The organism is Streptomyces sp. NPDC005435 (assembly GCF_040703155.1).
GTDB lineage: Bacteria > Actinomycetota > Actinomycetes > Streptomycetales > Streptomycetaceae > Streptomyces.
Genome location: NZ_JBEXEQ010000029.1, coordinates 1 through 13,320, shown reverse-complemented (window position 1 = coordinate 13,320; position 13,320 = coordinate 1). Strand labels below are relative to the sequence as shown.

Annotated in this window: 10 protein-coding genes; 8 read left to right on the top strand and 2 right to left on the bottom strand. The window is 71.5% G+C overall.

The window, feature by feature from the left end:
- Positions 1-6: 6 nt before the first annotated feature.
- Positions 7-1,761 carry a phospholipid carrier-dependent glycosyltransferase gene (locus AB0898_RS28890; protein ID WP_366805971.1) on the top strand — a complete coding sequence of 585 codons (1,755 nt, stop codon included), beginning with the start codon at positions 7-9 and terminating at the stop codon, positions 1,759-1,761.
- Between the two features lie 28 nt (positions 1,762-1,789).
- Here the strand turns inward: AB0898_RS28890 and AB0898_RS28885 are convergent, their stop codons facing one another.
- Positions 1,790-3,694, bottom strand: coding sequence for a GMC oxidoreductase (locus AB0898_RS28885; protein WP_366805970.1), 1,905 nt, complete (start codon positions 3,692-3,694; stop codon positions 1,790-1,792).
- A gap of 601 nt (positions 3,695-4,295) precedes the next feature.
- Here AB0898_RS28885 and AB0898_RS28880 point away from each other — a divergent pair.
- The 3 genes from AB0898_RS28880 (at position 4,296) to AB0898_RS28870 (ending at position 8,731) form a co-directional block, all read left to right on the top strand.
- Positions 4,296-4,718 carry a hypothetical protein gene (locus tag AB0898_RS28880; protein WP_366805969.1) on the top strand — a complete coding sequence of 141 codons (423 nt, stop codon included), beginning with the start codon at positions 4,296-4,298 and terminating at the stop codon, positions 4,716-4,718.
- A 619-nt stretch (positions 4,719-5,337) separates the two neighbouring features.
- On the top strand, positions 5,338-6,972 hold the full coding sequence (locus AB0898_RS28875) for a penicillin-binding transpeptidase domain-containing protein (protein ID WP_366805968.1): 1,635 nt from the start codon (positions 5,338-5,340) through the stop codon (positions 6,970-6,972).
- A gap of 97 nt (positions 6,973-7,069) precedes the next feature.
- Positions 7,070-8,731, top strand: a complete 1,662-nt coding sequence (locus AB0898_RS28870; RefSeq protein ID WP_366805967.1) for a penicillin-binding transpeptidase domain-containing protein — start codon at positions 7,070-7,072, stop codon at positions 8,729-8,731.
- 77 nt (positions 8,732-8,808) lie between these two features.
- Here AB0898_RS28870 and AB0898_RS28865 read toward each other — a convergent pair whose 3' ends face one another.
- Positions 8,809-9,159: an SsgA family sporulation/cell division regulator gene (locus tag AB0898_RS28865; protein WP_366805966.1), complete on the bottom strand. Its 351-nt coding sequence runs from the start codon at positions 9,157-9,159 to the stop codon at positions 8,809-8,811.
- A 162-nt stretch (positions 9,160-9,321) separates the two neighbouring features.
- Between AB0898_RS28865 and AB0898_RS28860 the strand changes: the two genes are divergently transcribed.
- From AB0898_RS28860 to AB0898_RS28845, 4 genes are all read left to right on the top strand, one after another.
- The gene (locus tag AB0898_RS28860) at positions 9,322-10,356 is read left to right on the top strand and encodes an energy-coupling factor ABC transporter permease (RefSeq protein WP_366805965.1); all 1,035 of its coding nucleotides are present in this window, start codon (positions 9,322-9,324) and stop codon (positions 10,354-10,356) included.
- A 1-nt stretch (position 10,357) separates the two neighbouring features.
- Positions 10,358-11,119 carry a cobalt ECF transporter T component CbiQ gene (cbiQ, locus tag AB0898_RS28855; protein ID WP_366805964.1) on the top strand — a complete coding sequence of 254 codons (762 nt, stop codon included), beginning with the start codon at positions 10,358-10,360 and terminating at the stop codon, positions 11,117-11,119.
- Between the two features lie 13 nt (positions 11,120-11,132).
- On the top strand, positions 11,133-11,900 hold the full coding sequence (locus AB0898_RS28850) for an ABC transporter ATP-binding protein (RefSeq protein WP_366805963.1): 768 nt from the start codon (positions 11,133-11,135) through the stop codon (positions 11,898-11,900).
- A gap of 83 nt (positions 11,901-11,983) precedes the next feature.
- Complete coding sequence (locus AB0898_RS28845; protein WP_366805962.1) at positions 11,984-13,153, top strand: serine hydrolase domain-containing protein; 1,170 nt, start codon at positions 11,984-11,986, stop codon at positions 13,151-13,153.
- The last annotated feature ends 167 nt before the right edge of the window (positions 13,154-13,320 follow it).

Sequence of the window (13,320 nt, the reverse complement as noted above, 5' to 3'; positions counted from 1 at the left end):
GGCGCGGTGACCAGTACCGCGTCCTCCACGGACCTCCGGCAGGGCCAGGCGCCGCCCGACGACGAGCGGCCCTCCTGGCAGCGGCGGCTGCGCCGATTCGGCTACGCGCCCGCGGGAGGCGCGCCGGGAGGGGGCGACGTACGGGACCGCCTGGTGCCGCCGTACGCCGAGCCCTCGCCGCGCCTGTGGCAGGTCCTCGGCGCGCCCCCGCTGCTCGCCGACCGGATCACCCGCTGGTCGGCGTGGGGCGGCCCGCTGCTCGTGACGCTCCTCGCGGGCGTGCTGCGGTTCTGGAACCTGGGCAGCCCGCGGGCGGTGATATTCGACGAGACGTACTACGCCAAGGACGCGTGGGCCCTCGTCCACCGCGGTTTCGAGGTCAACTGGGACAAGAACGCCAACGACGCGGTCCTCCAGACGCACGGCCACCTGTCCGTCCCGCTGGACGCGGCGTACGTCGTGCACCCGCCGGTCGGCAAGTACGTGATCGGGCTCGGCGAGCTGCTCTTCGGGTTCGACCCGTTCGGCTGGCGCTTCATGACCGCGCTGCTCGGCACGCTGAGCGTGCTGATGCTGTGCCGGATCGGCCGGCGGATGTTCCGCTCGACGTTCCTCGGCTGCCTGGCGGGCCTGCTGATGGCGCTGGACGGTCTGCACTTCGTGATGAGCCGCACCGCGCTGCTCGACGGGGTGCTGATGTTCTTCGTGCTGGCGGCGTTCGGCTGCCTGATCCTCGACCGCGACCGCTCACGCGCGAAACTCGCGGCCGCGCTCCCGGTCGGCGAGGACGGCCGGGCCCGCCCGGACGCGGAGGTCGCGGACACCTTCCGTCTCGGGTGGCGCCCCTGGCGCTGGGCGGCCGGTCTGATGCTGGGCCTGGCCTTCGGCACCAAGTGGAACGGCCTGTACATCCTGGCCGCGTTCTGTGTGATGGCCGTGCTGTGGGACGTGGGCGCGCGCAAGGTCGCGGGTGCCCGGCACCCGTACGAGGCGGTGCTGAAGTACGACACCGGCATCACGTTCCTCGCGACGGTCCCGGTGACGATCGCCGTCTACCTGGCCTCCTGGACGGGCTGGATCCTCTCCCCCACCGACGGCACCGGCGGCTACTTCCGCGACTGGGCCGCGACGGCGGGCAAGGGCGGCTCCTGGACCTTCCTGCCGGACTGGCTGCGCAGCCTGTGGCACTACGAGCACGAGGTCTACGAGTTCCACGTCCACCTGTCGTCCCCGCACACCTACCAGTCCAACCCGTGGAGCTGGATCGTGCTGGGCCGCCCGGTGTCGTACTTCTACGAGTCGCCCTCCGCCGGCGCCGACGGCTGCCCGATCGACACGGCGGGCAAGTGCGCCCGCGAGGTGCTGGCCATCGGCACCCCGGCCCTGTGGTGGGCGGGCTGCGCGGCGCTGCTGTACGTCCTGTGGCGCTGGGTCTTCCGCCGCGACTGGCGCGCCGGTGCCATCGCCTGCGGTGTCGCGGCCGGGTACCTCCCCTGGTTCCTGTACCAGGAGCGCACGATCTTCCTCTTCTACGCGGTCGTCTTCGTGCCGTTCCTCTGCCTCGCGGTCGCCATGATGATCGGCGCCGTCATCGGCCCGGCCCACTCCACCGACACCCGCCGCGTGGTCGGCGCGACGGGCGCGGGCGTCCTGGTCCTGCTGATCGCCTGGAACTTCATCTACTTCTGGCCCCTGTTCACGGGCCAGGCCATCCCGATCGACCAGTGGCGGTCGCGGATGTGGCTGGACACCTGGGTGTAGCCCGTTTTCTGTCGACGGCCCGGCGGTCTCACCGCCGGGCCGTCGCCGTTTCCGTTTCCTGGGCCGGGTACCGCGCGAGCAGTGTCTCGGCGGCCTTCTCGCTGATCAGGTAGACGGCGGAGGCGATGAACAGGCCCGGGATGTCGGGGAAGACGGAGGCGTCGACCACGCGCAGCCCCTGGACTCCCCGCACGCGGAAGTCGCCGTCGAGCACGGCGGCCGGGTCGTCGTCGGCGCCGATCTTCGCGGTGCCGCAGGCGTGGTGGCCCCAGGACTGGGTGCGGATCCACTCCTCCAGCCGGCCGGTGGTGCGGACCTCGGGCCCGGGGACCAGTTCGCGGGTGACACCGGCGCCGGCCGCGTGGGCGATGACGTCGCGGGCGATCTCGATCCCGTCGACCATGCCGCGCAGGTCCTCCTGCCAGCCGGGGCTGCCCTCGGAGAAGTAGTGGAAGCTGATGTCCGGCGGCTCGGCGGGGTCGGCGGAGCGCAGGCTCACCACGCCGCCGCGGTTCTTGGTGTGGCCCTTGAGGACGACGACGGCCAGCCGGTCGCGCGCGTGCGAACCGTCCTCCGCGTAGCCGGGGTAGTAGCCGTGGAAGTCGACGGGGAGCACCAGCAGCATGAGGTCGGAGTCGCCGTCGGCGACGCTCGACTCGGCGATGAGCGTCGCGAGCAGCCCGTTGGTCGAGTAGGGGCCGCCGTGGTCGTCGTCCCACTCGCCGATCAGCGCGTCGCGGGGCTCGCCGGCGGTGGGCACGTTCAGCGAGGAGCCCTCGAACAGGGCGTAGTCGTGATCGAGTTCGGCGACCACGGACGCCTCGTAGCGGTCGTGGAGGTTGCGTCCCACGCCGGGGGCGTCGACGCGCACGGGGATGCCGAGCCGCTCCAGTTCCTCGCGGGGTCCGATGCCGGACAGCATGAGCAGCTGGGGGGTGTTGTAGGTGCCGCCCGCGAGGACGACCTCCTTGGTGGCGTACGCGACCGCCTCGGCGCTCTCGTCCTCGGTCCCGTCGGCCGGGTCGGGGTCGAGCCGGCAGGTCTCGTGCGACGAGGCGCCGTACGCCCGGTGCTGCGCGCGGTAGGCGACGCCCACGGCCCGGTCGCCGTCGAAGAACACCCGGGTCACCAGCGCGTCCGTCCTGATCGTCAGCCGGTCCCCGACCTGCCGTCGTACGTCGAGCAGCCGCTCGCGGGAGCCGTTGCGCACCCCGTCGTGCACGGCGGTCGGGACGAACCCCATGCCCTGGAAGTCGGGCGGGGTGTCGGCGGCGTTCGGGTCGCGGGGCAGCGGGACGTCGTCGGGGATGTTGAAGCGGTCGCGGGCGGTCCGCTCCACCGCGCCGATGATGTCGAGGAACCTCGGCTCCCGGCCGGCCAGACTCGGTGCGGCGCGGGTCGTGCCGAGCCAACCGTCCCTGCCGTGCCGGGCCTTGGCGTCCCGCTCGGCGGGTGTCTCGCCGGGAAGGGGCTCGGCGTCCTGGCCCTGCCAGTTCTCCAGGCGCCGGAACCGCTCGCGCATGGCCTCGGTGGACCAGCCGGTGTCGCCGGTCAGTTCCACCAGCCGCTCCCACTCCTTGCCCTGCGGGAAGAGGGTGATGAGCGCGTTCACCGTCGTACTGCCGCCGAGGGAACTGCCCCTCGGATACAGAACGCCGTTCTCCGCGTCGACGAATTTCCGGTCCTCGCGCTGGTTCTCCGTATCGTCCCAGTGCCGTACGTAAAAGCTCCACGCCATGTCCGGATCTTCACTGGCGAAAGCCTGCATGATCGGAATGGAATAGTACGGGCACGCGTGGTCGTCACCGGCTTCGAGCACCAGGACGCGATGTCCGGCGAGAGCGAGACCGGCGGCCAGGGGACCTCCCCCGGCGCCGGAGCCGACCACGACGAAGTCGAATTCCTGGGACGTTTCAAGCGGTTGCCGAGACATGCGACTCCTCCTCCCGACCACTGTGCACCTGCGGAAAGAGGCGCGCCACCCACCGCCGCGCGGCCCCTCTGACAGGCCCGTTCACGGGGGTTAGCCTGGGCGGGGGGTGTCCCTGACCATCACCGACACCGAGGCGGTGAGCAACGATGGCAACGGCTTCCGACGGGCTGAGCAAGGAGCCGGCTCCGGACCGGGCCGAGGACGACGCCTATTTCCCGTCCCCGTATTCACTGAGTCAATACACCTCGCCCAGAACCGACTTCGACGGCGTGAAGCACAAGGACGCCTATTCCGGCGACAAAAAGGTGCTGATGATCGCCTCGGCGGAACGCTATGTCCTGCTGGAGAACGGCAAGATGTTCTCCACGGGAAATCATCCGGTGGAGATGCTGCTGCCCGCGCACCATCTGCTGGAGGCCGGTTTCGACATCGACGTAGCCACCGTGGGCGGTTACCCGGCGAAGCTGGAGCTGTGGGCGATGCCGGGCGAGGACGAGGCCGTCCTGTCCGCCTACGAGACGCTCAAGCCGAAGCTGAAGAACCCCTGGACCTCGCGGACGTCGTCGCGAACGGCCTCGGCGAGGACTCGGAGTACCTCGCCGTGTTCATCCCGGGCGGCCACGGAGCCGTGGTGGGGCTGCCCAGGAGCGAGGACGTGGCGCGGACGCTGGACTGGGCCCTGGAGAACGACAAGTACGTCATCACCCTGTGCCACGGCCCCGCGGCGCTGCTGGCGGCCTCCCTGGGCAAGAGCGAGTCGCCGTTCAAGGGCTACTCGGTCTGCGTCTTCCCGGACGCGCTCGACGAGGGACCCAACCTGGAGATCGGCTATCTGCCCGGACGGCTCCAGTGGCTGGTCGCCGGACTGCTGCGCGAGCAGGGCCTGAACGTCCTCAACGACGACATGACCGGCCGCGTCCACCAGGACCGCAAGCTCCTCACCGGCGACAGCCCGCTCGCCTCCAACGCCCTCGGCCTGCTCGCGGCGGACGCGCTGGTGGAGGCGGTGCGGGACGAGGGCTGAGCCGCGGGCCGGGAGGCGATGCGGGCGAGGCGCGCGCGAGGGGGGCCGGGAAGGCAGGCGGTACCCGCCCATACGCCAGGTTTCGCCACCCCCGCACGCCCCCCGCCTGCGGTTTCGCCATTCGCCATCCGAACGCGCCAGTCGAACACCCCGGCGCCCGCCACCGGCAAACCGGGACGAACCCCTCCCCGGGTCGGGCGCCGGACGCTTGAGCGAGGGGGGTCGGTTGGGGTTGTCTCTCTCCTCGGAGGCCCCAGGGGGAGAGCCTCCCGCACGGCCCCCGTGCCTTGAGGCCCGGCTCCGGAACGCACCCCGGAGCCGGGCCGGCGGCCGGGGGCCCCGGTGGGTCCGGCCGGTCCGACGTCGGCCGGACTCACCCCCCGCGCACCTCGCGGGAACGCTCACGCGCCACGGCGGACGCCCACACCACGTACCAGGGGCGGGCAGCCGCGCAACATCTCCGTTCGGTCAACAATCGACAACTCTCGACACGAAGACCACACGAGTGGTCCACGAGCGCATACAGTTCCCCCGCACCGATTTTTGAACGCGTTCAGGGCGCCGGGACGCGAGCGAACGGTCGCACCACGGGGACACGGGGCTGGGGAGGGACGCGTTCATGGGCGGGAAAGTCAAGGTCGTCGTCATCAGCGGGGTCTGCGCGGCGATGCTGGGCGGCGCGGGCTACGGGATGTACAACGTCGCCTCCGCGCTGGGCGGCACCGGAGTCGGCAGCAGCGCGCCCAAGGTGCGGACGGGGCCGCCCGACAAGGACGAAGTGGCCGAGACCAGCAAGGCGTTCTTCGCCGCCTGGACGGGGAACGAGCCCGCGCAGGCGGCCACGTACACCAACTTCCCCGAGGACGCCGAGCAGTTGCTCACGGCGTACGGCGACGACGCGCACATCACCGGCGTCCGCATCCGGCCCGGCAAGGCCGACGGCGCCACCGTGCCGTTCAAGGTGACGGCGCAGGTGAAGTACGGCGAGAAGTCCGAACCCATCGAGTACAGCAGCGAGTTGACCGTGGTGCGCGGGGTGACCTCGCACCGGCCGCTGGTCGACTGGGAGCCCTCGGTGGTCTACCCCCGGCTGGAGAAGGGGGACACGCTGACGATCGAGGAGGCCGCCTCCCCGCAGATCGAGGCCGTGGACCGGGACGGCAGGGTGCTGACCCGGGAGAAGTACCCCTCGCTCGGGCCGATCCTCGACGAACTGCGGCAGCGCTACGGCGACAAGGCCGGCGGCCGGGGCGGGGTGGAGCTGGTGATCCGCCATCAGGACGCGGCGGAGGGGGACACGGCCGCCGACACCACCCTGATGACGCTGGTGAAGGGCCGGACCGGCAAGCTCAGGACCACGCTCAGCGCCGGTGCGCAGGCGGCGGCCGAGTCGGCGGTCGCCCACTACACCAACTCCTCGGTGGTCGCGGTCAAGCCGAGCACCGGCGAGATACTGGCGGTCGCCAACCACCGCGACGACGGCTTCAACGCGGCCTTCCTCGGCGAGCTGGCCCCCGGCTCGACCATGAAGATAGTCAGCGCCGCGACCCTCATCGACCACGGCCTGACCTCGGCCGACGGCCCGGCGCCCTGCCCGCCCAGCGCCGTCTGGCAGAGCCAGACCTTCAACAACCTCGCCGGCATGACGCCGAACGAGAACGCCACCCTCGCCGACAGCTTCGCCCGCTCCTGCAACACGGCCTTCGTGAAGTTCGCGGACGACGTGCGGCCGGACTGGCTGACCAACGAGGCCGCGCAGCACTTCGGGATCGGCCGTGACGACTGGAAGATCGGCGTGCCGTCCTTCGACGGCCGGGTACCCGCGCCGGGCGGCCCCGACACGGCGGCCGGGCTGATCGGCCAGGGCCAGGTGCAGATGAGCCCGCTGAACATGGCCTCGGTGACCGCGACCGCGATGACCGGGGTCTTCCGCCAGCCGGTGATCGTGCCGCTGAGCCTGGACGGCCGTGAGGCGGCCACCGCCCAGGGTCTCGCGCCGGGCACGTCCCGGCAGTTGCGCGAGATGATGAACCGCACCGCCCGCTCCGGCACCGCCTCGGGCGTGATGGCCGGGATGACCGGCGTCATCGGCGCCAAGACCGGCTCCGCCGAGGTGGACAGCCAGACGAAGTCCAACAGCTGGTTCACCGGCTACCGCAACGACGTGGCCGCCGCGGCGGTCACCGAGGACGGCGGCCATGGCATCGACGCCTCCGGTCCGATTGTCGCAAGAGTGCTACGGAGCATGGGCTGAGCGCGGGCACACGCGCGGGGACTCTAGTGTGGTGGCCGACGTTGGGGATGTGTGAGGGCTGCGGGGACCCTGGGGAGAGCGCGGAGGACTTGGGACTGTGGGCAAGAGAAGGCGTGCCGCCGAGCGGCCGAAGACCAGACCCGCCGTACTCGGCGGGATGATCGCCGTCGTCGTCGGCGGCGCGGGCTTCGGCCTCTACGCGCTGTACGAGGGCGGCGCGTCGGCCGACGACCGGACCCTGTCGGACCACAAGGAGGTCAAGACGGGTCCGCCGAGCGCCATCGAGGTGCAGACGGCCGCCACCCGCTTCCTGACGGCCTGGCAGAAGAACGACCCGGCCAAGGCGGCCGCCGTCACCGACGACGCCCCCGCCGCCACCGCCCTGCTCACCGGCTACGCCAAGGACGCCCGTCTGAAGGACGTCACGCTGACGGCGGGAAAGCGCGCGGGCGCGAAGGTGCCGTTCTCGGTGAAGGCGACCGTCTCCTTCGAGGGCACCGACAAGCCGCTGGCGTACGACAGTTCGCTGACCGTGGTGCGCCGTAAGTCCGACGGCGCGGCGGTGGTGGACTGGCAGCCCTCCGTCGTCCACCCGGACCTGAAGGACGGCGACAAGCTGGTCACCGGCGAGTCCGGCACCCCGCCGGTCAAGGCCCTGGACCGCGACGGCGGCGAGCTGACGACGGCCAGGTTCCCCTCGCTGGGCCCGGTGCTGGACGGCCTGCGCGAGAAGTACGGCAAGCAGGCGGGCGGCAAGGCCGGCGTGGAGCTGCGCGTGGTGCGCGGCAAGGCGTCCGGGAAGGCCGGGCTGTCCGACAAGACCCTGGTGACGCTCAGCGAGGGCACCCCGGGCACGGTGAAGACCACGCTGAGCCCGGCGCTCCAGGAGGCGGCCGAGAAGCAGGTGGACAAGCAGGACAAGGCGTCGGTGGTCGCCCTGCGCGCCTCGACGGGTGAGATTCTCGCGGTCGCGAACAGCGGGCACGGCTTCAACACCGCGTTCCAGGGCTCGCTGGCCCCCGGCTCCACCATGAAGGTCATCACCTCCTCGCTGCTGATCGAGAAGGGTCTGGCGTCGCCGGACAAGAAGCACCCGTGCCCGAAGACGTACACGTACGGCGGCTGGAAGTTCCACAACGACGACGACTTCGAGATCAAGGGCGGCACCTTCAAGGCGAGCTTCGGCCGCTCCTGCAACACCGCCTTCATCAGCCAGGCGAAGAAGCTGAAGAGCGACGACCTGCCCAAGCAGGCGCGGGAGGTCTTCGGCCTCTCCATGGACAACTGGCAGATCGGCGTGCCCACCCTGGACGGCTCGGTGCCGGTGCAGTCGGGGGCGCCGATGGCGGCCGACCTGATCGGGCAGGGCGGGGTGCGGATGAACCCGCTGAACATGGCGTCGGTCGCGGCGACCGTGAAGACGGGCACCTTCCACCAGCCGTACCTGGTCGCGCCGTCGGTGGACCACCGCACGCTGGCAACCGCCTCGCGCACCATGTCCGCGAAGACGCTGGCCGATCTGCGCGAGCTGATGCAGTTCACCGCGGCCTACGGCACCGCCGCCGAGGCGATGTCCGGGCTCGGCCCGGACTACGGCGCGAAGACCGGCTCGGCCGAGGTGGACAACCAGAAGAAGCCCAACGGCTGGTTCACCGCCTACAAGGGCGACATGGCCTCGGCGGGCGTCGTCCAGGCGGGCGGCCACGGCGGCGACACGGCGGGCCCGATCGTGGCGGCCCTGCTGAAGCTCGGGAGCTGACCCGCACAACCCGACCGCACAGCCCGACCGCACCACTCCACCGCACAACTCACGTGTGGAACGAGCCCGTTCGCAGATCAGCTGCGGACGGGCTCGGCCGTGTAGGTGCGGCGCAGGAAGCGCATGAGCGCTTTGACGTCGAACTGCACGACCTCCACGCCCTGCGGCGAGTGGAACTCGACGACCGCCTGGACCCGGCCGCACGGCCAGACCCGTACGTCCCCGTCACCGCTCTCGGCGGGGGCGCGGAGCCCTTCCTCCAGGAGCGCGCGGGAGAAGGTCCACTCCTGCGGTCCGGGCAGCCCCACACGGATCGACCAGGGGTCGGTGTCGGGGTCGTAGGTCAGCATGACGGGTACGGCTCCCGGGTCGTCCTCGTCCTCGTCCGTGACGATGTGGGCGCGCGCGTACTGCTCGACTACAGACATCGGATCGCCCTCTCACATGGGGTGACATCGCCGGTGCCGTCCATCCACCTCGTCTCTAATGTCCCATATTTTCCGATTTACGCCCCCGGACGGCCGGGAACGATGAAACCGAGACTTCCTCTCTCTTGCAAAGGGTTCGCAACAAGCCCCTAAAATCGTGCTGTGCATGTACCTGACGGATTCATCAACGCCCCGACCTCCGCCGTCACCGGAGTGGTCGCCGCCGGCGCCCTCGCGGTGAGCCTGCGCGGTGCCCGCCGCGAACTGGGCGAGGAGCGCGCCGCACCGCTGGCCGGACTCGTCGCGGCGTTCATCTTCGCCGTACAGATGCTCAACTTCCCCGTCGCGGCCGGAACAAGCGGCCACCTGCTCGGCGGTGCGCTCGCCGCGATACTCGTCGGCCCCTACACGGCCGTGCTCTGCGTGTCCGTCGTCCTGCTCATGCAGGGCGTGCTGTTCGCGGACGGCGGGCTGACCGCGCTCGGCGTGAACATCACCGACATGGCGCTCACGACCACCGTCGTCTCGTACGCCGTCTTCCGGGGGCTGCTCGCGGTGCTGCCGCGCACCCGGCGCTCGGTCACCGCCGCGTCCTTCGTCGCCGCGCTGGTCTCCGTACCGGCCGCCGCCGTGGTCTTCACGCTGATCTACGCCGTCGGCGGCACCACGAACGTGTCCCTCGGCAAGGTCGCCACCGCGATGATCGGCGTCCACGTCCTGATCGGCATCGGCGAGGCCGTGATCACCGCGCTCACGGTGGGCGCCGTCGTCGCCGTACGCCCCGACCTGGTCTACGGCGCGCGCGGACTGCGGCAGCGGCTCCGGCTGCGGGTGAACGGCGAGCTGGTGGACGCGCCCACCGACGCCCCGGCCCCGGTGGCCGCGCGCACCTCCCGGCGCACCCTGTGGATCACCGGCCTGGTCACCTCGCTGGTCCTCGCCGGATTCGTCAGCTTCTACGCCTCCGCCCACCCCGACGGCCTGGAGAAGGTCGCCCACGACCAGGGCATCGACAAGAAGGCCGAGCGGCACGCCTCCGCCGACTCCCCGCTCGCGGACTACGGCGTCAGGGACGTCTCCGACGCGCGCCTGTCCGGCGGACTCGCGGGCGTGATCGGCGTCGGCGTCACGGTCGTGGCGGGCAGCGCGGTGTTCTGGGCGGTGCGCAGGCGCCGTTCCGTGCCGGCGGAGGCCTGACATGGGCGCGGGACACGCCCACCGCCTCTACCGGCACGGGCACTCCCCCGTCCACACCCTCCCCCCGCACACCAAGCTCGCCGCCACCCTCGCCTTCGTCGTCGTGGTGGTGGCCACCCCGCGCGAGGCGATGTGGGCGTTCGGGGTGTACGCCGTGCTGCTGGCCTGCGTCGCGTACCGGGCCCGGGTGCCCGCCGGGTTCCTGCTGCGGCGGCTGGTCATCGAGGTGCCGTTCGTGGCGTTCGCGGCACTCATGCCGTTCGTCGCCGAGGGCCCGCGGACGCACTGGCTCGGCCTGTCGCTGAGCGTGGACGGGCTGTGGGGCGCCTGGAACGTGCTCGCCAAGGGCACCCTGGGCGTCGCCGCCTCCGTCCTGCTCGCGGCCACCACCGACCTGCGCGAACTGCTGCTCGGCCTCCAGCGGCTCAAGCTGCCGCCGCTGCTCGTCCAGATCGCGTCCTTCATGATCCGCTACGGCGACGTCGTCACCGACGAGATGCGCCGGATGCGGATCGCCCGCGAGTCCCGCGGCTTCGAGGCGCGGGGCGTACGGCACTGGGGCGTCCTCGCCAAGTCGGCGGCCGCCCTGTTCATCCGCTCCTACGAACGCGGCGAGCGCGTCCACCTCGCCATGATGAGCCGGGGCTACTCCGGCACCATGCCGGTCATCGACGACATCGCCGCGTCCCGCACCCAGTGGTCGTACGCCCTGACCCTCCCGGCGACCGCGCTCGTGGTCTGCCTGCTGGGCTGGGCCCTGTGAGAGGTGTGCTGGGATGGTCGGCGTGAGTACTGCTTCTGCTTCGCTGGAGGTCTCCGGCCTCGCCTTCGCCTACCCCGACGGCCACCAGGCGCTGTTCGGCGTGGACTTCTCGATCACCCGCGGTGAGCGGGTCGCGCTGCTCGGCCCGAACGGCGCGGGCAAGACGACGCTCGTGCTGCATCTGAACGGTATCCTGGGCGGCGGCACCGGCACGGTGACCGTGGCCGGACTGCCGGTCGGCAAGCGGCACATGGCGGAGATCCGGCAGCGGGTCGGCATCGTCTTCCAGGACCCCGACGACCAGCTCTTCATGCCGACCGTACGGGAGGACGTGGCCTTCGGCCCGGCGGCGGCCGGCCTCAAGGGCGCGGCGCTGGAGGAGCGGGTACGGAGCGCGCTGGACCAGGTCGGCATGGCGGACTTCGCGGACCGCCCCCCGCACCACCTGTCCTTCGGCCAGCGCCGCCGGGTGGCGGTCGCGACGGTACTGGCGATGGAGCCGGAGATCCTGGTCCTGGACGAACCGTCCTCCAACCTGGACCCGGCCTCCCGCCGCGAACTGGCCGACATCCTGCGCTCGTTGGACGTGACCGTCCTCATGGTCACCCACGACCTGCCCTACGCCCTGGAGCTGTGCCCCCGCTCCCTGATCCTCAGCGACGGCGTGATCGCGGCGGACGGCCCGACCGGCGACCTGCTCGGCGACGACACGCTGATGCGGGCCCACCGGCTGGAGCTGCCCTTCGGCTTCGACCCGAGGGCCGTGACGCGGGGCGTGTGACATGTGAACCCCATCCCACCGAGGAATCGAAGGCCACGCCCCCGTGTTTCACTCGTGAGCGCAAGCCAGTGAAGGGGCTCGGTGTGGAAGCGAACGTGAACGGCACGGTGGCCGAAGGTTTCGAAGCGGTCGGGGAGGCGTTCGCGGCGAACTTCACCCGGCTCGGGGAACGGGGCGCGGCCGTCACCGTCTACCGCGACGGCCACCGGGTCGTCCATCTGTGGGCCGGCACCCGGGACGTGGACGGCACCGAGCCCTGGCAGGAGGGCACCGCGCAGATCATCCGCTCCGCGACCAAGGGCGTCGCAGCCGCCGCGCTCCTGCTCCTGCACCAGCGCGGCGAACTGGACCTGGACGCCCCGGTGGGCGAGTACTGGCCGGAGTACAAGGCGCACGGCAAGGAACACACCCTCGTACGCCACCTGCTCGCCCACCGAGCGGGCGTACCCGTACTCGACCACCCCCTCACCCCCGAACAGGCCGCCGACCCGGACCTCGGCGCGGCCGCCGTGGCCGCACAGGCCCCGGCCTGGGAACCGGGCACCGCCCACGGCTACCACGCCCAGACCTACAGCTGGCTCACCGGCGAACTGATCCGGCGCATCACCGGCCGCCCGGCGGGCGAGTGGATCGCGCACGAGATCACAGGGCCGGTCGACGCGCCCCTGTGGCTGGGCCTGCCCGCCCAGGAACACGACCGAGTGGGCCGGGTAGGCCCGGTGGAACCACCCCGCGTAGAGGGCACCCTGCGCACCCGACCCAAGCAGTCCGTGGCCGACGCCTACGCCGACCCGACATCGCTGACCCGCCGAGCCTTCGCCGCGATCACCCCCCTCCCCGACGAAAACGCCCCCGCCTACCGAGCCGCCACCCTCCCCGCCTCCAACGGCATAGCGACCGCCGACGGCCTGGCCCGCGTATACGCCTCCCTGACAGGCGAAGTGGACGGCGGCGTACGCCTGTTCACCCCCTCCACCATGGAACTGGCCCGCAAGGAACAGTCATCGGGCCCCGACCGAGTCCTCATGGTGAACACCCGCTTCGGCCTGGGCCCCATGCTCCACGGCCCGGCCTCCCCCCTCCTGACCCCCCACTCCTTCGGCCACCCCGGCCGAGGCGGCGCCCTGGGCTTCGCCGACCCGGAGTCGGGAATCGCCTTCGGCTACGTAACCAACGGCTTCCAGCCAGGCGTAACAGCAGACCCAAGGGCACAGTCCCTGGTACGAGCAGTACGAAACGCGCTAAGCGCCTAGCAGCCCGTACGACATGCACACGGCCGACGGCGGAAGCCGCAGACGTCGGCCCCGACGCACCGGCCGGCCGCCGACGGCGAGGAGGGGACGCGGCGGGGGGTGTCCGCCCGCAGCGGCCGGCGAAAACACGTTGTGCTCCTCGGTACGCAGCCCGCCGGACCGAGGAC